Raw genomic sequence first — 23,281 nt, forward strand, 5'->3', positions numbered from 1 at the left:
CTGCTCGGACCAAAGCGTGGTTCAACTGCGTGTACAGTGCCTTGTGAAGACATTCACAAGCGACGAATACCCCATCAGGAGCCCGGAGTGGAAGCTCTCGACCTGGCACGCTGGCAGTTCGGCATCACGACCGTCTATCACTTCATCTTCGTGCCGCTCACGATCGGCCTCGCGCCGCTGGTGGCCATCATGCAGACGGCCTGGGTCCGGACGGGAAACGAGCGGTGGCTGCGCCTGACGAAGTTCTTCGGCAAGCTCTTCCTCATCAACTTCGCCCTCGGCGTCGTCACCGGCATCGTGCAGGAGTTCCAGTTCGGGATGAACTGGAGCGAGTACTCCCGGTTCGTCGGCGACGTGTTCGGGGCTCCGCTCGCCATGGAGGCCCTGGCGGCCTTCTTCGTGGAGTCCACGTTCCTCGGTCTGTGGATCTTCGGCTGGGACCGGCTGAACAAGAAGGTGCACCTCGCCTGCATCTGGGCCGTGGCCGTCGCGGTGAACCTGTCGGCCTTCTTCATCCTGGCCGCCAACTCGTGGATGCAGCACCCCGTCGGCGCCCGGTTCAACCCCGAGACGGGCCGCGCCGAGATGGAGTCGATCTGGGTGATCCTCGCCAACAACACGCTGTGGGCGGCGTTCCCGCACGCCGTCGCCGCCGCGTTCCTGACGGCCGGGACCTTCGTGGCCGGCATCGCCGCCTGGTGGATGGTGCGCCTGGCCCGCACGAAGCGGCCGGAGAACGTGGAGCTGGCCCGCGACGTCTACCGTCCGGCCGTCGTCCTCGGCACGGTGGTCATGCTGGTCGCCGGCGTCGGCGTCGCGCTGACGGGCGACGTCCAGGGCAAGCTGATGTTCGAGCAGCAGCCGGGCAAGATGGCGTCGGCCGAAGCGTTGTGCGAGGGCGAGCAGGGCGCGAACTTCTCGATCCTCACGATCGGCGACCTGTCCAACTCGTGCGAAGGCGTCCGGCACATCCTGGAGGTACCGGGCCTGGCCAGCTACCTGGGCACCGGCCACTTCTCCGGCGAGGAGAGCTTCCTGCCGGGCGTCAACGACGTCCAGGAGCAGTACTCCGAGCGGTACGGCGAGACCGACGACGCCGGCAACCCGATCTCGTACACGCCGAACCTCGCCGTCACCTACTGGAGCTTCCGGCTCATGATCGGGTTCGCCGCCGGGTCGGCGTTGCTCGCCCTGGCCGCCCTGTGGTTCACCCGGGGCGGCCGGGTCAGCGACAACCAGTGGCTCGCCCGCATCGGGATCGCCGCGATCCCCACGCCCTTCCTCGCCTCGTCGTTCGGCTGGATCTTCACCGAGATGGGGCGCCAGCCCTGGGTGGTGGCGCCGAACCCCACGGGCATCGACCAGATCCGGCTGCTCACCATGCGCGGCGTCTCCGAGGTGGTGAGCCCCGGCATGGTGCTCACGTCGATGATCGTCTTCACGCTGGTCTACGGCGCGCTCGCGGTGGTCTGGTACCGGCTCATGCACCGGTACGCGGTCGAGGGGGTGCCCTCGACGGTCCGCGACGAGTCGCCAGAGGCCGCAGCCGACGACGCCGACCGGCCGCTCTCGTTCGCCTACTGATCCCCTCGACCGACTGACAGCAGCTTCGCAGGCAGATAAGGACGTGACCATGGACCTCGCACTCGTGTGGTTCTTCATCATCGCGGTCCTGTGGACCGGGTACCTCGTGCTCGAGGGCTTCGACTTCGGCGTCGGCATGCTGATGTCCCTGCTCCCGCGCGGCGACGCCGCGCACCGGGAGAAGGAGCGGCGCGTGCTGGTGAACAGCATCGGGCCGGTCTGGGACGGCAACGAGGTGTGGCTGCTCACCGCGGGCGGCGCCACCTTCGCGGCGTTCCCCGAGTGGTACGCGACCCTGTTCTCGGGCTTCTACCTGCCGCTGCTGCTCATCCTGGTGGCGCTCATCGTGCGCGGGGTCGCCTTCGAGTACCGCGGCAAGATCGCCGACGCCGTCTGGGCGCGCCGCTGCGATCTCGCCATCCAGGTGGGCTCGTGGGTGCCGGCCATCCTCTGGGGCGTGGCGTTCGCGAACCTGGTCCGCGGCGTCCAGCTCGATGAGGCGCACCAGTACGTGGGCGGGTTCTGGGCCCTGCTCAACCCGTTCGCGCTGCTCGGCGGCGCCACGACCCTCGTGCTGTTCCTGCTGCACGGTTCCGTGTTCGTAGCGCTGAAGACGGACGGCGAGATCCGGGCGCGGGCCCGCCGGTTCGCCGGGGTGCTGTCGGTCGCGGCGGTGCTGGTGGCCGGCGGGTGGGCGGTCTGGGCGCAGCTCGCGTTCTCGGTGACCTGGACGTGGGCCGTCGTGGCGGTCGCTGCGCTGGCCCTGGTCGGCGTCGTGCTGACGAACCGTGCCGGGCGCGAGGGGTGGGCGTTCGGGCTCTCCGCCGTGACGATCGTCGCGGCCGTGGTGCTGATCTTCGGGTCCATGTACCCCGACGTCATGCCGGGACTGGGCGGGGGCAACTCGCTGAGCATCGCCGAGGCGTCGTCGACCCCGTACACGCTGACCGTCATGACCTGGGTGGCCGTGGTGCTCACGCCGCTGGTGATCCTCTACCAGGGGTGGACGTACTGGGTGTTCCGGCGCCGGCTGACCGTCGAGCACATTCCCGCACCGGCCGGGCTGACGTGGAAGAAGATCAAGGAGTCGGCGTTCTGAACCGTTCTCCAGGCGCGCGCGGGACCATGGTCTCGTGAAACCCCTCGACCCCCGGCTGCTGCAGCAGGTCCGCGCGGCCCGCTGGTATGTCGTGCTCACCGTGGGGCTCGGCGTGGCGGCGGCCGGGCTGATCGTGGCGCAGGCCCTGCTGATCGCCGCCCTCCTGGCGCCCGTGGTGCACGGCGACGGCGTGTCCGGGCCCGCGGCGGCGTGGCTCTTCGGGGGGCTGGCGTTCGTCGTCGCCGGACGGGCCGGCGTCGCATGGGCGCAGGAGCGGTACGCGCTGCGCGCCGCCGCCCGGACGATCGCCGAGCTGCGGCGCGCGGTAGTGGAGGCGTGGGCGGTGCGGGGGCCGCGGGCCGGTTGGGCGGCGGTGGGTGGTTTGCTGGCGGACGGCGCGGCGGCGGGCGTCGCGGCGGCGGGCGGTGCCGTGGCAGACGGCGGGAGCGGTAACGCGGCGGCGGGTAGTGACAGCGTGGCCGACGGCGGAGCTGGCGTATCGGCGTCGAGCAGCGGGAGCGGCGCTCCGACGTCGGGCAGCGGGAGCGGCGCGAGCCCCGAGGCCGAGGTGGCGACGCTCGCGACGCGCGGGCTGGACGCTCTGGAACCGTACCTCGTGCGCTACGTGCCGCAGCTCGTGCTGACGGCGCTGCTCACGCCCACGCTCGTCTGCGTGGTGCTCGGCCTGGACTGGGTCTCCGCGGTGATCGTGATCGTGACCCTGCCGCTCGTGCCCGTGTTCATGGTGCTCGTGGGGCGGCTGACGGCCGGGACGTCCGAACGGCGGCTCGCCACCGTGCAGCGGCTCGGCGCCCAGGTGCTCGACCTGGTCGCCGGGCTGCCGACCCTGCGCGCGTTCGGGCGCTCGGTCGGGCCGGGTGAGCGGGTGCGCGCGCTGGGCGACGCCTCCCGCAAGGCCACGATGGGCACGCTGCGGATCGCGTTCCTCTCCTCGATGGTGCTGGAGCTGCTGACCACGTTGTCGGTGGCGATCGTCGCGGTGGGCGTCGGGCTGCGGCTGGTCGAGGGTGCCATGTTGCTGCAACCGGCGATCGCTGTGCTGGTGCTGGCGCCTGAGGTGTACCTGCCGCTGCGGCGGGTGGGGGCGGAGTTTCACGCGTCGGTCGATGGGGTGGCCGCAGTTTCTCGGGCGTTTGCTCTGCTTGATGCTGGGGCTGCTGGTGTTGCTTGGGCTGCTGCCCCTGGTTCCGTCCGGTCGGAGGGTGGGGCAGCGCGGGCTTCCGGGGGGACGCTCGTGCTGGATCGGGTTTCCGTGCGGGCTGTCGGGCGAGGCGTCCTTGCGCCTGCGGGGCTGTCCGCGCGGATCCCGCTCGGGGCCGGCGAGGCCGGGGGCGGGCGGGTCGTCGCGTTGCGCGGGCCGAGCGGGTCCGGCAAGTCGACTGCCGTGCTCGCGATTCTCGGGCTGCTGAGGCCCGACGCCGGGCGGGTGGGGCTGGTGCCGCCGGGTCGAACTGTCGCCGGTTGGGATGGCGGCGACGAGGCTGCCGACCGCACGGGTGCTGACGGTGGAGCCGTCGATCGCGGGGCTGCTGATCACAACGCTGGCGGCGGTGGGGCTGGCGAACGCGGCAGGTTTGGCGAACTGGCTGACGAGGCCGTCGGCGGGCTGGAGGCCTGGTGGTCGATGGTCACCTGGGTGCCGCAGCGGCCGTCGCTCCCGCCTGGGCGGCTGCGCGACGTCGTGCTGGACAGTGTTCCGGGCTCGGACGCGGACTCGGATCCGGGCCTAGAGCAGGCGCTCGTCGAGGCGGCCCGGCTGACGGGGCTGGACGACGTCGTCGACTCGCTGCCGGACGGCTGGGACACGCGCGTCGGGCTGGGCGGCGTCGGACTGTCCGTGGGGCAGCGGCAGCGCGTGGCGCTGACGTCCGCCCTGCTCGACGACGCCGCGACCAAGCCGCTGGTGATCCTCGACGAGCCGACCGCGCACCTCGACGCACGCGGCGAGCAGGCCGTGCTCGACACCGTCCGGGCCTGGCGTGACGCCGGTCGGACCGTGCTCGTCGTCGCGCACCGGGCGTCGCTGCTCGGGCTCGCGGACCAGGTGATCGACGTGCGTTCGGCGGCAGATCCGGGAGCAGGTCCGGGCGCCGATCCCGCGACCGGCCGGGAGGCGCGATGACCAGCCCGTCGACCCGTGGCCAGGTCCGGGAGGCGCCCCGGGGCGGGCGCCCCGATCCGTTGCGGCGCATCCTGCCCCTGCTGGAGGTCCGGCCGGGCAAGGTCGTAGCCGCGATCGGGCTCGGCGTGCTGGCCCTGGCCTGCGCGATCGGGCTCGCGGCCGTCGCGGCCTGGCTCATCGCGCGGGCGTCGCAGATGCCGCCGGTGCTCACCCTGTCGGTGGCCGTCGTCGCCGTCCGAGCGTTCGGGATCGGGCGCGGCGTGCTGCGCTACTGCGAGCGCCTCGCCTCGCACGACGTCGCGCTGCGCGGCATGGCCGCCCTGCGCGCCAACCTCTACGAACGGCTCGCCGCCAGCGACCGGCCGGTCACCGTGCGGCGCGGCGAGCTCCTGGCGCGGATCGGCCAGGACGTGGACGACGTCGGCGACGTCGTGGTCCGCGCGCTGATACCCGCCGGCGTCGCGGCGGTGACGTCGATCGGCTCGGTGATCCTGCTCGGCGCGCTCCTGCCTGCGGCGGGGGTGGCGCTGGCGTTCTGCCTGGCGCTCGCCGGAATCGTGACACCGTGGCTGGCCGCGCGTGCCGCGGCCCGGACCGAGGCGCGCGGGGCGGCGGCACGCGGCGAGGTGACGGCGCTTTCCCTGGAGATCCTGGAGGAGTCGGCCCCGCTGCGGGTCGCGGGCCGGTTCGGCGCGCGGCTGGCCGACCTTGACGCGGCGGACGCGCGCTTGTCCGCCGTCGCCGACGACGGGGCCCGCACCTCCGGGCTGGCCGCAGCCCTGGGGGCGCTGGCGCAGGGACTCGCGGTGCTGGCCTCGCTGGCGCTGGGGATCCCGGCGACGCTGTCGGGTGCGCTGTCGCCCGAGGCGCTGTCGGTGATCGTGCTGACGCCGCTCGCCGTGTTCGAGGCGACAGCGGGCCTCCCCGCCGCTGCCGTGCAGTTCCACCGGTCGCGCGAGGCGGCCCGCCGGCTGCTGGCGCTGCTGCCCGCAGAGCTGCCGCTGTCGGGATCAGCGAAGGCAGCAGCGTCGACGCCGGCAGCGGCGGCCGCGACGGCGCGGGCCGGAGCGGCGACGGCGGCTGCGAGTGCTGTGACGTCGGCGTCGCATGCGTCGGCTGAGCCGGCCGCCGCGGCATCAGCGGCTGCGGGGTCGAGGGTTGTCACGCCGGAACCGGCGGCGTCGGGGGCAGCGGCGGGACCACTGCCCGGGGGCGTGCCAGATGCACAGGTCACCGGAGTGATCCCGGCGTCTGACATGTTCGAGGGTGGGGGCGTTGACGCCGGGGACCGCGTGCTGCTCGTGCTCGACGACGTCGCCGCCGGCTGGCCGGACGCGGACGGCGAGCCGCGCGTCGCCGTCGAGGGGGTGTCCCTCACGCTCCGGCCGGGGTCGGTCGTGGCGCTGGCGGGTCCGTCCGGCGTCGGCAAGACGACGCTGCTGATGACCGCGGCGGGCCTGATCCGGCCTGTCCGCGGCACGGTAACCGCGCAGTCGGCAAGCGGCACGGTGGCCGCCCGGTCAGCGAGCGGCACCGTGACCGACCGGGCGGCAGGCGGCACCGCCCCCGTCCGGTCGGCAATCCGTCATGAGATCGGTAACTCGGATTACCGATCTCATGACGGATTGCCGACCACTCGCGCCGAGACGACCCGCACCGAGACCACCAGCGCGGAAGCTGCCCACATGGGGGCCACCCGCGCCGGAGACGGTCGTACCGGCGCGTTGTTCGTGGCCGAGGACGGGCACGTGTTCGACACGACCGTGCTGGAGAATCTGCGGGTCGCGCGCGGCGACGTCACGCCCGACGAAGCGCGGGCCGCGCTCGATGCTGTCGGGCTGGGTGAGTGGCTCTCCGTGCTGCCCGACGGGCTGGACACGGTGCTCGGCACCGATGCGGCGGCGGTCTCGGGCGGCGAGCGCCGTCGGCTCCTGGCCGCCCGCGCGCTCCTGTCCCCCGCACGAGTGTTGCTCGTGGACGAGCCCGCCGAGCACCTCGACGCCGACACCGCCGACGCGCTGGTGCGGACGCTCGCGGCGCACGCCCGCAGGACGGGCCGGGCCGTGCTGCTGGCGACGCACCGCCTCACGCCGCTGGCCGCAGCGGACGAGGTTCTTCTCCTGGCCGGCGGCCCTGTCGCCGCGTCGAGCGCTGGCAGCACATCCGGCACTGCCGACGCATCGGGCGCGTCGGGCACTGACCGCTCCGACAATGCGCATCTCGACGGCGGCGTGGCTACGGTCGTGGCCCGCGGCGGTCACGAGCACCTGCTCGCCATCAACCCGGACTACGCCTGGGCGGCGGCGCAGGAAACCCATGCCTGACCAGGCGTCTGGTGCAAGTCTGACCAGGCATCTGCTGCAGGCCTGACCAGACACCTGCTGCCGGAAGCGTCCTTCCCGGCAGCAGGCGCATCGTCCATGGCACCGGCTGGTAGCCCGAGCGTCCAACCGGCAGGCGTCAGCATCAGGCATCAGGCAGGACTCAGCCGACGTCGGTCACCTCGTGCAGGCCCTGCCACCGGTTGAACCTGCCCGTGAGCCGGGGGACGACGCTGCGCGGCAGCAGGCGTGCCGGCCAGGTCATGGCCCGGGTCACGGCCCTGCCCGGGTAGGACACGGCGCACCGGCGGGTGTAGTCGTCCAGCGTCCGGGCGGCGACGGTCTCCGGTGCGTCGGCCGCCCGGGGGTCGATCGTGGCGGTGGTCCCGTCGAAGAAGCCGGTGGCGACGGCGCCGGGGTGCGCGGCCATGACGTGCACGCCCGTGCCGCGCAGCTCCTCGGCCAGCGCCTCGGTGAAGGAGAGCACGAACGCCTTGGTCGCGGCGTAGCTGGCCTGGTAGGGCATGGGCTGGAAGGCGGCGGTGGACGAGACGTTGATGATGCCGCCCGACCCGCGGGCGACCAGGTCACGCCCGATCGCGTGGGTCAGCGCGAGCAGGCCGCTGACGTTGAGTCCGACGGTGCTGAGCTGCGGACCGAGCGGGCGGTCGAGGAAGGGTCCCGCGCTGCCCGCCCCGGCGTTGTTGAGCAGCAGTCCTACGGTCAGGCCGCGGTCCCGCAGCTCCTCCAGGATCCGCTGCGGGCCGTCCGGTGCCGCGATGTCGCCGATGACCACCTCGGGTTCGGGCCCGCCGCGCTCCCGGATCTCCGCGGCGACCGTCCGCAAGGTCTCTTCCGAACGGGCCAGCAGGACCACACGCGCACCCCGCCGCGCCAGCTCCAGCGCGTAGGCCCGCCCCAGCCCCTTGGACGCGCCGGTCACGAGTGCCGTGACGCCTCGGTAGTCGTCGTTCACAGGATCCTCCATTGTTTCGAGCCTCAAAGTATCGGATGCCGAACGTAGCACGATCCTTCGAGGCTCGAAACATCGGTAGGATGGGCGGCATGGCCACGTCCGAGCTCACCGCGGTGGTCGCCGCGACCCACGACATCTGGATGCGGACCAACGACCTCCTCGGGCAGGCGCTGGCCGATCACCAGCTCACGCCGGCGACGTTCCAGGCGCTGTGGGTCATCGACCCCGACGAGCCGCCGCCCTCGATGAAGGTCATGGCCGAGCGCCTGTACTGCAACGCCCCGAACCTGACCTTCATCACGAACCAGCTCACCGGCCGGGGCCTGGTGGAGCGCGCCGTCGACCCGAACGACCGCCGCTCCCGCGTCCTGGTGCTGACGGCCAAGGGCCGCGAGGTGCGCGACGAGCTGGTCCGGACGGCGCTGGAGAAGACCCCGCTGGCGGTGCTGACGCAGAGCGAGCTGCGGCAGCTCACGGCACTGCTGAGCCGGGTCACGGGACCCGGTCTACCCGCGCCGGACCAGACGGCCGACGACGCACAAGACGCAGACACACCAGAGACCGCCCGGCGTGGGTAGGCGAGCGGCCGGCCGGCGTCAGAGGGTCTTGTCGAACTTCTTGCTGCGCTGCTCGTAGCCCAGCCGATCGTAGAAGGCATGCGCGCCCGTACGCCTCATGGCCGACGCCACGGTCGCCCGGAGAGCGCCGACGGACGTTGCCCACTCCTCGAAGGCCGCCACGAGCTCCCGGCCCGCCCCGTTGCCGCGGTGCGACTCGGCGACGACGAGCGCGGTCCCGCCGTCAGCCCCCGAGCACCGCCATCGCCGCCGCCCGCCCGGGGATGCCGCTCACTCCCCCGCCGCGGCGGGCGCCGGCACCCGCGAGCAGCACCCGCCGGTGCTCGGTCTCGACGCCCCAGCGCCCGGCGTCGTCGGCCGACTCGGCGAACGGCCAGCGCAGGTCGCGGTGGAAGATGTGCCCGCCGGGCAGCCCGACGTCGCCCTCCAGGTCGACCGGGGTGCGCACCTCGAGACAGGGCCTGCCCTCGGCATCGAGCGCGAGCACGTTCTCGATGGGTTCGGCCAGCACGGAGTCCAGGGACGCCAGGGTGGCCCGCAGCGCGCGCTCGCGGGCGCCGTCGGGGTCCGCGCGGAAGAGCCGGGCCGGCATGTGCAGCCCGAACAGCGTGATGGTCTGGGCCTCGGTCCCGGCGAGCGACGGCCCGAGGATCGTCCGGTCGGAGAGCGTGTGGCAGTAGATCTCGCTCGGCGGCAGCTCGGGGATGCGCCCCGCCGCTGCCTGCGCGTACGCGTCCTGGAGCTGGGTCAGCGACTCGTTGACGTGCAGCGTCCCGCTGAACGCCGCCACCGGGTCGACGTCGTCGCGCAGCTTCGGCAGGCGCGTCAGGAGCATGTTCACCTTGAGCTGCGCGCCCTCGGGGTAGGACGCCGGAGCCGCGCCACCGCCGTCCGCCACACCCGGGCCGACGGCGTCCGCCACACCCGGGCCGACGGCGTCCGCCACACCTGGGCGGACGGCGTTCCCCGCACCCGGTCCGACGGCGGCACCGGAACCGGAACCCACGCCCGGCACGGTCGGCCCGCCAGCAGCACCCCGTCCGGCCCCGCGCAGCAGCCGCTCCAGCTCGGCGGGGGCGCATCCCGCGAGCAGGTGCCCGGCGGTCACACCGCGGGCACGCCCGTCGGCGTCGGTCCAGGCCACCTCCACGCCGGACGCACCGGGGTCGACGGCGGTGACCGTCGCCGAGGTGACGACGACGGCGCCGGTGGCCACCGCGGCGTCGTGCAGGGCGCCCGAGACCGCGCCCATGCCGCCCACCGGCACGTCCCAGTCGCCGGTCCCGTTGCCGATCACGTGGTAGAGGAAGCAGCGGTTCTGGCGCAGGGACGGCTCGTCGACGTCGGCGAACGTGCCGATCAGGCCGTCCGTGGCGGCCACGCCGCGCACGACGTCGTCCGCGAAGGTGCTGCGCAGCACCTCGCCGAGGGGCTCCTCGAAGAGGGTGCGCCAGGCCGGCTCTCCCACGAGGTCCCGGACCGCCGAGCGCGGGAGCAGGGGCTCGGTGAGGGTGGGCGCGAGGCGGCGGGCTACGTCGGCGGTCATCGCGTAGAAGCGGCCCCAGGCCTCGAAGTCGGCGTCGGAGCCGGTGAGGCGACGGAACGAGGCGCGCGTGGCGGCGTCGTCCTTGGTGTCCACGAGGAGGCCGCCGTCGGCCACCGGTGTGTACGACGACCAGCGGCGGCGCACGAGGCGGACCGGCAGCCCGAGCTCCGTGACGATCCGCCGCGGCAGGAGCGAGACCAGGTAGGAGTAGCGCGACAGCCGCGCGTCCACGCCTGCGAAGGGCCGGGCGGAGACGGCGGCGCCGCCGATGTGGTCGGCCCGCTCCAGGACGAGGACGGAGCGGCCGCCGCGGGCCGCGTAGGCCGCGGCGGTGAGGCCGTTGTGGCCGGCCCCCACGACGACGACGTCGTACCGGGCGCGTAGGTAATCGGGCATGCTCGCCATGGTGACACGGGGTAGCGATTGCCAAGAACGTTCCATCACGAGTCGGTATGTGACCTAATCGTGACTTTTTCTCGGAAGGTCGGTACGGTCATGTCACCTCGCCAGCAACGGCGGGGTCCAGGTCCGGACGCCGAGCCCTGTCACCGGTCCTGAGCAGCTACGACGTGACAGGGGCGGGGGAACCAGGTAAGCCGGGCACGCGAGTGTCCTTGGGGTGAAGCCTCTTGCGAGGCCGGGTGAACTGAACTCCCCATCCGAACCCGACAGCTCACCTCGTAGGCGTCCGAGGAGATCACTGGTGACCGTACTCACCGACCGTGCCCAGGACTGGGCGGACGACCAGGCGAACCGACCCAGCTACCGGGGCAGGCACCGTGCCGAAGGCCCTGCACTCACCCCCTTCACCGCCCTGACCCAGACCGCCGCCGAGAACGCCGCCCGTACCGGCGCCATCGCCGTCGTCACGTCAGGCATGCTCGCGTCGGTCTTCACCCAGACCGCGCACACGGCGCCCGCCGAGTCGCACACGCAGACGGCGCCCGCCAACAACACCGTCGACACCAAGCTCCGCGCCGGGCTCGCCGAGAACCTCGTGACCAGGGTCAAGGTCACGCAGGAGGCCGACTTCTGGGCCGAGCGCGGACGCGTCACCGTGACCCCGTACGCCGAGACCGAGGCCGGCATCGCAGAGGCCAAGGCGAAGGCGGAGGCCAGGGCGCGCGCCAAGGCCGAGGCGGAGGCCAAGGCTCGCGCCGAGGCGGAGGCCAGGGCCGCCGCCGAGGCGGCTGCCGTGGCAGAGGCGGCAGCGGAGGCAGAGGCTGCGGCCGCCGCCGAGGCTGAGGCGGCCGCTGCCGCCGACGCCGCGGCGGAGTCCGCGGACCTCGGCCAGCAGGCCGTCAACCTCGCCCTCGAGTACGTGGGCATCGCCTACGTGTACGGCGGTTCCTCCCCCAGCGAGGGCTTCGACTGCTCTGGCCTGATCAACTACGTCTACGCCCAGCTCGGGATCGACCTCCCGCGCAGCTCCAGCGAGATGGCGACCGTCGGCTACCAGGTCGCCGCCGCGGACGCCCAGCCGGGCGACATCGTGTGGACGCCGGGCCACGTCTCGCTCTACGCGGGCGAGGGCATGGTCGTCGAGGCCCAGCAGGCCGGCGTCCCCGTGCACTACACGGAGATGTGGCAGGACAACGCGGTGTTCATCCGGGTGACGGGCTGACCCCTGGTCCCAGGTGCGGGATCTTCACGCCGGGTCCGGTAACGTCCCCGGCGTGAAGATCCTCGTACCGGACGTCCCGTTCGACCTCGACTTCCCCTCCCGGCTGCCCGACGGCGGCGCCTCCTTCGCGCCCGGCGGCACCGACGCCGTCGTCGCCTACGCGATGAACGAGCCGGTCCCCGAGGAGCACACCGACGCCGAGCTGCTGGTCACCTGGGCCAACCCGCCCAAGATGCTCGCCGACGCCGCCCGCCGGCTCACGAAGCTCCGCTGGGTGCAGACCCTCTCCGCCGGGCCGGACGTCGCGCTGCGCTCCGGGTTCGCGCCCGACGTCGTGATCTCCTCCGGGCAGTCGCTGCACGACGACACCGTCACCGAGCACGCCCTGGCCCTGATCCTGGCGTCGGTCCGCCGGATCGACGTCTCCCTGGCCGCGCAGCGGGAGCACCGCTGGGCCAAGGAGATCGCGTTCGCCCAGGGCGACCCGGTGACCGGCCGCGAGTACACGCTCGACGGCGCGCGCGTGACGATCTGGGGCTTCGGCTCGATCGCCGTGCGGCTGGCCCCGCTGCTCACCGCGCTCGGCGCACGCGTGACGGGCGTCGCCTCGCGCGCGGGCGAACGCTCCGGCTACCCCGTGGTGGGCGCCGACGACCTGGACGCGCTGCTGGGCGAGACCGACCTGCTGATCTCGCTGCTGCCCGCCGTCCCGGCCACCCGGCACATCCTCGACGCCCGCCGGCTGAGCCTGCTGCCGCCGACGGCGCGCTTCGTCAACGTGGGCAGGGGCGCCACCGTGGACGAGGCAGCCCTCGCGGACGCGCTGCGCTCCGGCGGGCTCGCGGGCGCGGCGCTCGACGTCATGGAGACGGAGCCGCTGCCGTCGGACTCGCCGCTGTGGGACGTGCCGAACCTGATCCTCACGCCGCATGTCGCGGGCGGCCGGCCCCGGGGCGCGGCGCAGTTCCTGGCGGAGCAGCTCACGGCGTGGCGGGCCGGCGCCGAGCTGCGCAACGTGGTGCGCCGCTGACGCGGTGTCGCGCCGAACCGCAAGATCCGCAGCCATCACAACGAACGCCGGCGCCGAACCGCAACTTACATGTGCTGCTGGCCGCCAACCGCAGGCTACGAGTTCATCGACGGGCTGGTGGACTCCTAGGCTGCGTTTCGGGCCACGAGAGGACACGTAGCTTTCGGTTCGGCGCCTGGTCAGAGGCCGCGGGGTCTCGGCTGGCAGACCGGGCAGGTGAACGACGAGCGGTTCATGAACGCGTCGCGGCGCACCAGCGCACCGCAGCGGCGGCACTCCTCGTTCTCGCGCCCGTAGACGGCGAGCGACCGGTCGAAGTACCCGGACTGCCCGTTCACGTTGACGTACAGGGCGTCGAAGCTGGTCCCGCCCTGGCCGAGGGCCTCGCTCATGACCTCCGCCGCCGACTCCAGCACCCGGCGCACGTCGGCGGCCTTCAGCTTGTCGGTCGCCCTGGCCCAGTGCACCCGCGCCCGCCACAGCGCCTCGTCGGCGTAGATGTTGCCCACGCCGGACACGACGGTCTGGTCCAGCAGCGCACGCTTGATCTGGGTCCGACGGCGGCGCACCCGGCGCACCAGGCCGTCCAGGTCGAGGTGAGGGTCGAGCAGGTCGCGGGCGATGTGGGCCACCGGCTCCGGCAGCAGGGGCAGGTCGGAGCCGCGGCCGGCGGGGATGTCCGACGTCGGGGCGCCGGGCGCCGGAGCGTCAAGGGCTCGGGCGTCAGGGGCCGGATCGCCGGAGGCCGGAGCCGTGCTCCCGCGCGACGAGCCGCCGCCGTCCGGCACCAGGTCCTGGACGCTCAGGTGGCCGAACGTGCGCTGGTCCACGAAGTCGAGGTACCGCGCCCCGGACGGCGCATCCGCCAGGTGCAGGCGAACGCGCAGGTGCGGGTGCCGCCAGTCGTCCTCGTCGCTCGACGCCGCCACGGCGAAGGCCGCGTCGCCCGAGGCCGTGCTGGGCGCCGTGACGTCTGGCCGCGTACCCCGCACGAGGAGCTGTCCCGACATCCCCAGGTGTGCGAGCAGGGCCGCCACCGGCTCAGCGTCCGTCGGCCCGGCGTCAGCTCGCCCGCTGTCGGCCGGCTCGCCGTCGCCCGACGCGGCGCCCGTCGGAGCGGCCCCGGCCGGAACGGCCGCCAGCGGCAGCCAGAGGAACTTGCCCCGGCGCACCGCCGCCGTCAGCCGCCGGCCGACGAGCTGGTCGCGGAAGGAGCCCGGCCCGCCGTCGTGCCTGCGCACGCTGTACTCCCGGAACACCTCGACGTCGCGCACCACCGCGCCGACCACGAAGCGGTCGAGGCCGTCCCGGACGGTCTCGACCTCGGGGAGCTCAGGCACCGGAGGCCGGCGCCGTGCTGTCGGCCGACGCGCCCGTGTCGGCGTCGTCCACCTCGTCCGCCGTGGGCAGCGGGAACTTCTCCAGCAGGGCCCGGTAGGTCTGCTCGGCCGCGCCCTGCTCGGCGTGCTTCTTCGCGCTGCCGGAGCCCGAGCCGTAGGTGACGCCGTCGATCACGACGGTCGAGTGGAAGATCCGCGCGTGCTCGGGGCCCTCGAACGTGGCGATGTAGTCGGGCGCGCCGAGGCCGCGCTCCGCTGACGCCTCCTGGAGGGAGGTCTTCCAGTCCAGCCCGGCGCCCAGCCCGGCGGCGACGTCGAGCGTCGAGTCGACGAGCCGGTGCACGAGCGCCCGCGAGGTCTCCAGGCCGTGCGACAGGTAGGTCGCGCCGATCAGGGCCTCGACGGTGTCGGAAAGGATCGAGTCCTTCTCGAAGCCGCGCGTGCGGATCTCGCCCTTGCCGAGCAGCACGTACTTACCCAGGCCGAGGGTGCGCGCGACCGCCGCGAGCGCGCGCTGCGACACCGTGGCGGCACGCATGCGCGCCAGGTCACCCTCCGACTGGTCCGGATGCCGCCGGTACAGCGCCTCGGTCACCACCAGCCCCAGCACCGTGTCGCCCAGGAACTCCAGGCGCTCGTTCGTGGGGATGCCGCCGGCCTCGTGCGCGAACGACCGGTGGGTCAGTGCCAGCACAAGAAGCTCGGGGTCCAGATGGACCCCGAGTTTCTCGAGCAGCGCGGTAGGTTCCGGCCTCGCCGGCGACGTCCCGCCCTTGGCCACGTCAGCCCGCGTGGACGGTCTTCAGGGCGTCGCGGTAGGTGCGGCCCTTGTAGGTGCCGCACGTCGGGCACGCCGTGTGCGGCAGCTTGTCGGCCTGGCACTGCGGGCAGGTGGTGAGGGTCGCTGCGGTGGTCTTCCACTGCGAGCGACGCGCACGGGTGTTGCTGCGCGACATCTTGCGCTTCGGAACAGCCACGGCTAGCTCTCTTTCGTCTCGTCCGACACGCTCGTAGATTCGAGCATGCTCTGTAGCGCCGACCAACGAGGGTCGACCACGTCATGGTGATGACCGGGGTCGTCGGCCAGACGTGCTCCGCACTCGGAGCACAGGCCAGGGCAGTCTTCCCGGCACAGCGGTTGAAATGGTAGTGCAGTCACGACCGAATCCCGAAGCGCGGGCTCCAGGTCGGCCAGGTCGTCCTCCAGGACGGACTCCTCGTCCTCGACGTCCTCGTCCCCCGCCTCGGCCGACGCCGCCGCCCGCTCCGGGTAGGCGAACAGCTCGGTGACGTCGACCGTGAGGTCACGGGTGATGTCGTCGAGGCAGCGGCTGCACTCGCCCTTGACCGTGCCGCGGACCGTGCCGGAGACCAGCACGCCCTCCATCACGGCCTCGAGCCGGAGGTCCAGCTCCAGGTCGGAGCCTTCCGGAATACCGATCACGGCCGTGCCGAGGTCCGCCGGCGCCTGCACGGTCGCGCGGTGCGTACGGCTCGATCCGGCACGCCGAGACAGCTCGTGCGTGTCGAGCACGAGCGGCGAGTTCGGTTCGCGGGAAATAGCAGGCTCCGATGAGGACGGGATCAGCACGGGCAGTCCGGCGCAGCGCGATCCGGCAGGACGGCGCCGAGCGGACGGCGAAGGGGATGGACCAGCACGCAATCGCACGTCAGAGGCTCACGCCACGTCGGGGACTCACGCCAGGGACCAGCAACCCATCCTACGACATGGACCGGGACTCACGCGCGCCCGCGCGGCGTGAGAGGCCTCACGAGCCGGCGGACGGCCCGTCGGACGGCCGGCCCAACGCGGCCCGCAGGGCCTCCGTGACCCCGGCCGGCACCAGGTCCTCGACCGGTCCACCGTGCCGCACGATGTCCTTCACCAGCGACGACGCGACGTGCGCGTACCGCTGGTCGCCCGGCAGGAAGATCGTCTCGACCCCCGACAGGTGCCGGTTCATGAGCGCCATCGGCTGCTCCGCGTCGAAGTCCCCGCCGCCACGCAGACCCTTCACGACGGCGACCGCCCCGACCTCCCGGCAGAAGTCCACGAGCAGCCCCGGCACGACGGCGACGCGCACCCGGGCCATGGCCGGCTCGGCTGCCGCGGCGGACCCCAGGGCGGAGCGTACGAGTGCGGCGCGGGTCTCCAGGTCCAGCAGCCCGGACTTGCCGGGGTTCTTCGCGACGCCGACCACGACGTCGTCGAACAGGGTGGTGGCGCGGCGGACGACGTCCAGGTGGCCGAGCGTGATGGGGTCGAACGACCCGGGGCAGACGACGGTGGTCACGCGCTCACGGTATCCGACGGCGGTGGGTCGGACGGCGGTGGGTCGGACGGCGGTGGGTCGGACTGTAGTGGGTCGGACTGTAGTGGGTCGGAGGGCTCCGCGTAGTAGACCGCCGTCTCCCCGTAGTCCTTGCGGGCGAAGGGGGTCAGGCCGTCGGGCCAGGCCGGTTCGGGGGTACGGGTCGAACGCTCCACGACGACGACGGCGCCGTCGGCCAGGACGCCCGGTGCGGCGAGGTGGGTGAGGACGACGGCGAGCGCGTCGTCGGGGAGGTCGTAGGGCGGGTCGAGGAAGACGAGGTCGAGCGCCGCCCTCGGCCTCGCCGCACTCGTCGTGCTCGTCGTGCTCGTCGTGCTCGTCGTGCTCGTCGTGCTCGTCGTGCTCGTCGTGCTCGTCGTGCTCGCCAAGGCTCTGCCCAGGCCGGTGCCCGGGTCCACGCGTGCCAGCGACGCCGCGAAGCGCTCGGCGGTGTCGGTGACGACGCGCACCCCGGTCAGGCCCAGCCCGGCGACGTTCTTGCGCGCCACGTCGGTGGCGGGGCGCGCGCTGTCCACGAGGGTCACCGAGACCGCGCCACGGCTGGCGGCTTCCAGCCCGAGCGCACCGGAGCCGGCGTAGAGGTCGAGCACGCGGGCGCCGTCGAGCACGCCGAGGTGTTCGAGGCGGGAGAAGATCGCCTCGCGGACGCGGTCGCTCGTGGGGCGGGTGCCCTTGGGCGGCACCGCGATGGTGCGGCCGCCGACCGAGCCCGCGACGATCCTGGTCACGCCAGCGAGCCTAACCCGGCGTGCCGGGCGGCTCAGACGGCCCCGAGGGCCCCGGACGGCCCGGACGGCCCGGACGGCCCGGACGGCCCGGAGAAACTGTTGCCCGCGGAGGTGGGTTGCTCTGCGTGGACAGTGTCTACTGCCCGCAACCGAACTTGTCCGCGGAGTCTTTCCATCGCGCCTCACCCGGACGCCGCCTAGGACCGGCGCGGACCTCCCACCGCGGAGTCCTTTCCCGTCGCACCTCGTCCGGACATCACCTAAGGCCATGGAGTGTCGACGTGCGCGACGACCGGCAGGTGGTCGCTGCCCGTCCGGTCCAGGGCGCGCACCTCCGTCACCGTGGCGCCGCGCGCGAGCACGTGGTCGATCTGCGCCACGGGGAAGGCCGCCGGGTAGGTGAACTCGAAGCCGGTGGTCGGCGCCGTGACGAGGTTGGTGAGCGGGGCCATCGCGTCGTCGGCCAGGACGGCGTTCAGGTCCCCCGCGACGATGACCGTCTCGTTCCGCTCGGCGTCGACCGCGTCGGCGAGCCGCTGCGCGCTCGCGTTGCGCAGCTCCGTCTCGAAGCCGCCGCTGCCGAACCGGACCGACGGCAGGTGCGCCACGAACAGCGCGACGGCCGTGCCCTCCCGCTGGATGACCACGCGCAGGCAGCGGTCCCACGAGGCGTCGAAGCCCTCGGGCCGGATGTCCACCGCCTGGACGCCTCTGAGCGGGTACCTCGACCAGATGCCGACCGTGCCCTGCGTCTCGTGATGCGGCAGCGCCCGGCCGAACGCCCGCGTGTACTGCTGCTCCGTCGTCTCGGACACCTCGGTGAGCGTCACGACGTCCGGCGCGGCGGCGAGGAGCACCTGGGCGGTGGCCGTGATGTCGGTGTTGGTGTCGCTGACGTTGTGCTGGACCACGGTCAGGTCGCCCGGTTCCGGCTCCGCGGGGCGCACCTGCGGCAGGAAGACCCAGATCCAGGCCGCCAGCGGCAGCAGGACGGCGAGGATCGCGAGCGCCGACCGCCGCAGCAGCGCCGCGAGGATCCCGAGGGGCACCGCGAGCCCGAGCCAGGGCAAGAACGACTGGACGAGGCTGCCCAGGTTTCCCCAGCGGTTCGGCACGACGTCGTGCGCCACGAGCAGCACGGCGACCAGGACGGAACCGAGCGCCAGCAGCCTCCCGCGCTGCCACGCCGTCTTCGCGGGCGCGTCGCCGTGGACCGCATGCCTCGCGTCGACCGTCACGGACCGGGACTCTATCGGTTGCGTGTTTCGGGCGTAACGAGGGGGTCATCGCTTTCACCCGCCGGTCACGTCCGCTCCAGGAACTCCTCCTGGTCCTCGTCGAGCTGGGCGCGGATCGCATCGGCGAGCTCCGGGAACTCCGCCAGGTCGGGGGACGCGCGCACGACGTCGACGGCCGCGCTGCGCGCCTCCTGGATGAGGCCGGCGTCCTTGACCACCCGGAGCAGGCGCAGCGAGCTGGCCCGGCCCGACTGCGCTGCGCCGAGCACGTCGCCCTCGCTGCGCAGCTCCAGGTCCAGGTTGGCGAGCTTGAAGCCGTCGGTGGTCTGCGTCATGGCCTCCAGCCGGGCGTAGGCGGGGGTGCCGGGCTCGGCGTCGGACACAAGGAGGCACAGGCCGGGCTCGGTGCCGCGCCCCACGCGCCCGCGGAGCTGGTGGAGCTGGGAGATGCCGAACCGGTCGGCGTCGAAGATCACCATGGCCGTGGCCTCCGGGACGTCCACGCCCACCTCGACCACGGTGGTGGAGACCAGCACGGGCGCCTCGCCCGAGGCGAACCGGGCCATGGCCGCGTCCTTCTGGTCGGCCGGTAGCTGCCCGTGCAGGACGCCGATCTCGACGCCCGCGAGCTCTGACCGCTCGCGCAGCTCCTCGGCGACCTCGAGCACCGCCCGCAGCGGCGCGCGGTCGGCGGCGCCGTCGGCGCCGGGCCCGGGCACGTCCAGGAACTCCGGTAGGTCGTCGAAGTCCTTCGCGGCCGCCCTGCCCTCGGTGCGCGGCCCTGCCTCGTCCGCGTGGATCCGCGCGCACACGACGTAGGCGCGGCGGCCGGCGTCGACCTCCTCGCGCACGCGCGCCCAGGTGCGGTCCGTCCAGCGCACGTTCCCCGCCGGGACCGCTACGGTCGTGATGCCCGCCCGCCCGGCGGGCACCTCCGTGAGCGACGACGTCTCCAGGTCGCCGAAGACCGTCATGGCCACCGTGCGCGGGATGGGCGTTGCGGTCATCACCAGGAGGTGCGGCGACACGCGCCCCTTGGCGCGCAGCGCGTCGCGCTGCTCGACGCCGAACCGGTGCTGCTCGTCCACCACGACCAGCCCGAGGTCGGCGAACTGCACCTGCTCCGACAGCAGCGCGTGCGTGCCCACCACGATCCCGGCCTCGCCGCTCGCTGCCTGCAGCAGGGCCTCCTTGCGGGCCTTCGCGCCGAGCGACCCGGTCAGGAGCGCCACCCGGGTGCTCGCGCCCGTGCGCTCGGCCCCGAACAGCGTGCCGGCGTCGGCCAGCGGGCCCAGCAGGGCCCGCAGCGTCCTGGCATGCTGCGCCGCGAGCACCTCGGTGGGGGCGAGCAGCGCGGCCTGGCCACCGGCGTCGACCACCTGCAGCATGGCGCGCAGTGCGACCACCGTCTTGCCGCTGCCGACCTCGCCCTGCAGCAGCCGGTGCATCGGGCGCGGGCTGGCGAGCTCAGCCGCTATCTCCTCGCCCACCTGGCGCTGGCCGTCGGTGAGCGTGAACGGGAGCGACGCGTCGAACTCCGCGAGCACGCCGGGCTCCCCGGGCGGCAGCGGGAGCCGGGCCGTCGCGTCCTCGGCGGCGGTGCGGGCCCTGCGCTGCGCGAGCGCGGCCTGCAGCACGAACGCCTCCTCGAACCGCATCCGGTGCCTGGCCCGGTGCGCCTCCTCCAGCGTCGCGGGCCGGTGCAGGCTGCGCAGGGCGGCCGCCCGCCCGGGCAGGTGCTGACGCTCGCGCACCTCGTCGGGCACGGGGTCGGGCACGTCGTCGTCGGCCAGCGTGTCCAGGACCACGCGGAGCGCGCCCTGGATCTTCCAGCTCGGGATGCCGGCGGCCGCCGGGTAGATCGGGATGGGCTTGGTCGCGTGCTCCAGGAGCGCCTCGTCGCTGTCGAGGTCGGACTCTTCCCCCATCAGCGTGAAGTCGGGGTGCGTGAGCTGCCGCGCCCCCCTGTACAGGCCGACGGTGCCCGTGAACAGGCCCTTCGCCCCGGGGACCAGGCGCTTCTCGTGGCTGTAGAGCGAGCCGCGGTGCTTGCCGAAAAAGGTGAGCGAGAGCCGGCTGCTCCCGTCGGTCACCACCACCTCCATGAGCGCGCCCTTGCGGTTGCGCATGGGCCGGACGGTCGCCTGCTCCACCCGGGCCAGGATCGTCACATGCTCGCCCACCTGGAGCGCGGCGATGTCGGTCAGCGCGCCCGGGTCGGCGTACCTGCGCGGGTAGTGGCCCAGCAGGTCGCCGACGGTGTGCAGGCCGAGCTTGGCCAGGGCGGTCGCCGTCCGCTTGTCGAAGGCGCGCTCCAGCCGCTCGTCCGCTCGTCGGCTCATGCGTCCTCCTCCGGTGGTCGGGCGCCGGGTTCGGTAGTGGGGCCTGTGGGCTCCGCACTGGACTCTGTACCCAGGCACACCTCGTCCCCATGACGTCCGGTCGGCAGGACGACGAGCTCGGCGTCCGGCGCACGCTCCGCGAGGACGGCGGCGAGCCGGTCGGGCAGGTCGCCGGGGACATCGGCATCGAGCAGCGCCGTCGCGACGGTGGTCTCCGGCCCGGCCGCCGCCCGGAGCGCGTCGACGGCGGCGGCGCCCCGCGTCACCGCCACGGTCAGCCCCGCGAGCGCCTCGTCCACTATCGCCTTGGCGTCGACGGTCTCGGGGCCCGCGTCGGGCAGGCTGATGGGCAGCAGCGTGCCGAGGGCGGCGAGCGCCACGACGGCGTGCACGTCGGTCGACGTCGGTACCGCTGTCACCTCGTCGACGTCGAGGTGCCCCGCCGCGCCCACTGCCACGTCCTGGGCGCCGAGCACCAGCACCCGCCGGGCGCCGGTCGACGCGGCGGCGCGGCCGACGTCCTCGGCCGTCAGCGCCTCCACGGTGGCCTCCGCCGGGCCGCCGACGCCGTCCGCGAGGAGCCCACCCGTGAGGAGCACGACGGCGCCCGCCAGGGCGAGCTCCGCCGCCAGCCCGGGGGCCGACGTCGCGGCCACCACGCCCCACTCGTGCTGGCCGGCCGCCGCCAGGTGCCGCACGTGGACCTGCGCGAGAGAGCCGTCGCGCGCCGCCTCCGCCGCGATCGCGAGCGCCCGGTCGAGCCGGTCGGTGTGCACGTGGGCCTGCCAGACGGCGGTCCCTGTGCCCGCGTCGCCGCCGACCACGACCACCGAGTCGCCCACCTCGGCGAGCGACCCCCGCAGCCGGGCCGCGACGGTCTCTGCCGCGTCCCCGGCCGGCCCGGTGAGCACGAACATGAGCTCGAGGGCGCCGCCGCCTGCCTCGTGGGGCTCAGCGTCCGGATCCCCTGGGACACGCTCGGGCGCGCTCGGCAGCGCGCCGGCGTCGAGAAGCTGGTCCAGGTTCACGGACTCCATCGTGCCGCCAGCCACTGACACTCCGCTTGTTCCAGCCTCCGCCGTCCCCGCGCGCACCGCGTCCGCCGTCGCGGCCCGCGCCGCCTCGGTCGTCCCGGCGCGCGCCGCCTCCGCCGTCGCGACGACGAGGGCGTCGAGCACGAGGACCAGGCCCAGCGCGCCGGCGTCGAGCACCCCCGCCGCGCGCAGCACGTCGAGCTCGTCCTGGCTCGCCCGCGCGGCGCTGCGCGCCGCGGCCGCCGCGGCGGTCACCACCCGCAGCACGTCGGCGCCCGGGTCGGTGGTGGGCCGGGCGGCGCTGCGAACCGCGCCCCCGCTCACGCTCCAGGCCGCGCCCTCGATCGCACTCCTGTCAGGACTCTCGGTCGCGTTGCCGTCCGCGCTCCCGTCCGTGTTCCGACCCGGGCCCTCGATCGCGCTCACGTCCGCAGTCCCGTCCGCAGTCCCGTCCGCAGTCCCGTCGGCGGTCCCGATCGCCTCCGTGCTCCCGATCGCGCTCCCGCCCACGTTCTCGATCGCACCCTCGGCCGCCCGCGCCGCGGCCGCCGCGGCGTCGGCCGCCGTGAGGATCGTGCCCTCGGCCGGCCGCGCCACCGCGGACCTGGCCGACGTCGCCGCGCGCGTGAGCAGGTCCGCCGCGCTGCCCCCGCGCCGGGCCGCGACCGCCAGCCCGCGCAGCCACTCGCTGAGGATCACGCCGGAGTTGCCGCGCGCGCCCAGCAGGGCCGCGCGGGCGAGGGTCGCCAGCAGCCGCGGCCCGGTCGCCCCCTCCGGCGCGGCGGCGACGGCCCGGTCCCCCTCGCGGAGGGTCAGGTAGAGGTTGGTGCCGGTGTCGGCGTCGGCGACCGGGAACACGTTGACCCGGTCGATCGTGTCGCGCTCCCGCCGCAGCGCCGCCGTCGCCCCACGGGTCCAGGCCCGCACCAGCCCCGGGTCCTCGAGCCGGACACCGGGCGGGAACGGCCCCGGACCGGGACCAGCCGTCCGGCTGCCGCTGTCGACGTCGGTCACGCTCTGCCCTCCTGCACCTGACCCTCCTGGCAAGACGGGTCCCACCGTACCCAGCGGGCGGGACGACCGCGGCCGGCTATCCACAGGCCCGCTCGGCGGCCGGACCGAATGGCCGCTCGACAGCCGGGCCGACGGACCGCCCGACAGCCGGGCCGACGGACCGCCCGGCAGCCGGGCCGACGGACCGCCCGGCAGTCAGGCTGACAGACCGCTCGACAGTCAGGCCGTCGAGCAGGCCGTCGAGGCCGCGCCGTCGGCCGATGCGGCCTGGTCAGCGCCGACGGCGGCCGGACCGGCGGGCGCCGTCACGGCAGGGCCGGCCACGCCGGGTGTGACGCACCACCCGACGGC

Annotated in this window: 19 protein-coding genes and 1 riboswitch; of the genes, 7 read left to right on the forward strand and 12 right to left on the reverse strand. The window is 73.9% G+C overall.

The genetic code is table 11. The features are described from left to right. Nucleotides 1-87: 87 nt before the first annotated feature. From AC0QU1_RS20370 to AC0QU1_RS20385, 4 genes are read left to right on the forward strand one after another with little or no spacing between them, the layout of a single operon-like run. Nucleotides 88-1,584: a cytochrome ubiquinol oxidase subunit I gene (locus tag AC0QU1_RS20370; RefSeq protein ID WP_483571942.1), complete on the forward strand. Its 1,497-nt coding sequence runs from the start codon at nucleotides 88-90 to the stop codon at nucleotides 1,582-1,584. Nucleotides 1,585-1,633: 49 nt separating this feature from the next. Further along, a complete protein-coding gene (gene cydB, locus AC0QU1_RS20375; RefSeq protein ID WP_483571944.1) occupies nucleotides 1,634-2,683 on the forward strand; it encodes a cytochrome d ubiquinol oxidase subunit II in 1,050 nt (349 codons plus the stop codon). 34 nt (nucleotides 2,684-2,717) lie between these two features. Beyond that, a complete protein-coding gene (locus tag AC0QU1_RS20380) occupies nucleotides 2,718-4,826 on the forward strand; it encodes an ABC transporter ATP-binding protein/permease (RefSeq protein ID WP_483571946.1) in 2,109 nt (702 codons plus the stop codon). Beyond that, nucleotides 4,823-7,150 carry an amino acid ABC transporter ATP-binding/permease protein gene (locus AC0QU1_RS20385; protein WP_483571948.1) on the forward strand — a complete coding sequence of 776 codons (2,328 nt, stop codon included), beginning with the start codon at nucleotides 4,823-4,825 and terminating at the stop codon, nucleotides 7,148-7,150. Before AC0QU1_RS20380 ends, AC0QU1_RS20385 begins: the two co-directional genes overlap by 4 nt. A 160-nt stretch (nucleotides 7,151-7,310) precedes the next feature. Here the strand turns inward: AC0QU1_RS20385 and AC0QU1_RS20390 are convergent, their stop codons facing one another. Beyond that, entirely contained in the window at nucleotides 7,311-8,123 is an 813-nt protein-coding gene (locus tag AC0QU1_RS20390; RefSeq protein WP_483571950.1) for an SDR family NAD(P)-dependent oxidoreductase, read from the reverse strand. A gap of 89 nt (nucleotides 8,124-8,212) precedes the next feature. Here AC0QU1_RS20390 and AC0QU1_RS20395 point away from each other — a divergent pair, with 89 nt between their 5' ends. Further along, nucleotides 8,213-8,701 (forward strand): MarR family winged helix-turn-helix transcriptional regulator, encoded by a 489-nt coding sequence (locus tag AC0QU1_RS20395; protein WP_483571952.1) that lies wholly within the window; start codon nucleotides 8,213-8,215, stop codon nucleotides 8,699-8,701. Between the two features lie 18 nt (nucleotides 8,702-8,719). Here AC0QU1_RS20395 and AC0QU1_RS20400 read toward each other — a convergent pair whose 3' ends face one another. Together AC0QU1_RS20400 and AC0QU1_RS20405 are read right to left on the reverse strand one after the other, a co-directional pair. Then, nucleotides 8,720-8,863 carry a GNAT family protein gene (locus AC0QU1_RS20400; RefSeq protein WP_483616290.1) on the reverse strand — a complete coding sequence of 48 codons (144 nt, stop codon included), beginning with the start codon at nucleotides 8,861-8,863 and terminating at the stop codon, nucleotides 8,720-8,722. Between the two features lie 61 nt (nucleotides 8,864-8,924). Beyond that, a complete protein-coding gene (locus tag AC0QU1_RS20405; protein WP_483571954.1) occupies nucleotides 8,925-10,652 on the reverse strand; it encodes a phytoene desaturase family protein in 1,728 nt (575 codons plus the stop codon). 145 nt (nucleotides 10,653-10,797) lie between these two features. Further along, a riboswitch (cyclic di-AMP (ydaO/yuaA leader) is annotated at nucleotides 10,798-10,949 on the forward strand. 1 nt (nucleotide 10,950) lies between these two features. Here AC0QU1_RS20405 and AC0QU1_RS20410 point away from each other — a divergent pair. Together AC0QU1_RS20410 and AC0QU1_RS20415 are read left to right on the forward strand one after the other, a co-directional pair. Then, complete coding sequence (locus tag AC0QU1_RS20410; protein WP_483571956.1) at nucleotides 10,951-11,871, forward strand: C40 family peptidase; 921 nt, start codon at nucleotides 10,951-10,953, stop codon at nucleotides 11,869-11,871. 52 nt (nucleotides 11,872-11,923) lie between these two features. Further along, the gene (locus AC0QU1_RS20415; protein WP_483571958.1) at nucleotides 11,924-12,901 is read left to right on the forward strand and encodes an NAD(P)-dependent oxidoreductase; all 978 of its coding nucleotides are present in this window, start codon (nucleotides 11,924-11,926) and stop codon (nucleotides 12,899-12,901) included. A gap of 179 nt (nucleotides 12,902-13,080) precedes the next feature. Here AC0QU1_RS20415 and AC0QU1_RS20420 read toward each other — a convergent pair whose 3' ends face one another. The 9 genes from AC0QU1_RS20420 to AC0QU1_RS20460 all read right to left on the reverse strand — a co-directional run bounded on the left by AC0QU1_RS20420 (nucleotide 13,081) and on the right by AC0QU1_RS20460 (nucleotide 22,930). Next, entirely contained in the window at nucleotides 13,081-14,241 is a 1,161-nt protein-coding gene (locus tag AC0QU1_RS20420; protein WP_483571960.1) for a DNA-formamidopyrimidine glycosylase family protein, read from the reverse strand. After that, nucleotides 14,234-14,935 (reverse strand): ribonuclease III, encoded by a 702-nt coding sequence (gene rnc, locus AC0QU1_RS20425; protein ID WP_483616292.1) that lies wholly within the window; start codon nucleotides 14,933-14,935, stop codon nucleotides 14,234-14,236. The genes AC0QU1_RS20420 and rnc overlap by 8 nt, the downstream gene beginning before the upstream one ends. Nucleotides 14,936-15,023: 88 nt before the next feature. Then, nucleotides 15,024-15,218, reverse strand: coding sequence for a 50S ribosomal protein L32 (gene rpmF / locus AC0QU1_RS20430; RefSeq protein WP_119143040.1), 195 nt, complete (start codon nucleotides 15,216-15,218; stop codon nucleotides 15,024-15,026). A gap of 2 nt (nucleotides 15,219-15,220) precedes the next feature. After that, nucleotides 15,221-15,775 (reverse strand): YceD family protein, encoded by a 555-nt coding sequence (locus AC0QU1_RS20435; protein ID WP_483576754.1) that lies wholly within the window; start codon nucleotides 15,773-15,775, stop codon nucleotides 15,221-15,223. Between the two features lie 235 nt (nucleotides 15,776-16,010). Then, entirely contained in the window at nucleotides 16,011-16,535 is a 525-nt protein-coding gene (coaD, locus tag AC0QU1_RS20440) for a pantetheine-phosphate adenylyltransferase (protein ID WP_483571964.1), read from the reverse strand. Beyond that, entirely contained in the window at nucleotides 16,532-17,302 is a 771-nt protein-coding gene (locus tag AC0QU1_RS20445; RefSeq protein ID WP_483571966.1) for an RsmD family RNA methyltransferase, read from the reverse strand. The genes coaD and AC0QU1_RS20445 overlap by 4 nt, the downstream gene beginning before the upstream one ends. A 260-nt stretch (nucleotides 17,303-17,562) precedes the next feature. Then, entirely contained in the window at nucleotides 17,563-18,540 is a 978-nt protein-coding gene (locus AC0QU1_RS20450; protein ID WP_483571968.1) for an endonuclease/exonuclease/phosphatase family protein, read from the reverse strand. A 65-nt stretch (nucleotides 18,541-18,605) separates the two neighbouring features. Further along, nucleotides 18,606-20,882, reverse strand: coding sequence for an ATP-dependent DNA helicase RecG (locus tag AC0QU1_RS20455; RefSeq protein ID WP_483571970.1), 2,277 nt, complete (start codon nucleotides 20,880-20,882; stop codon nucleotides 18,606-18,608). Continuing rightward, nucleotides 20,879-22,930 carry a DAK2 domain-containing protein gene (locus AC0QU1_RS20460; RefSeq protein ID WP_483571972.1) on the reverse strand — a complete coding sequence of 684 codons (2,052 nt, stop codon included), beginning with the start codon at nucleotides 22,928-22,930 and terminating at the stop codon, nucleotides 20,879-20,881. The genes AC0QU1_RS20455 and AC0QU1_RS20460 overlap by 4 nt, the downstream gene beginning before the upstream one ends. Nucleotides 22,931-23,281: the final 351 nt, after the last annotated feature.

It is taken from the genome of Promicromonospora noduliphila, assembly GCF_056951025.1.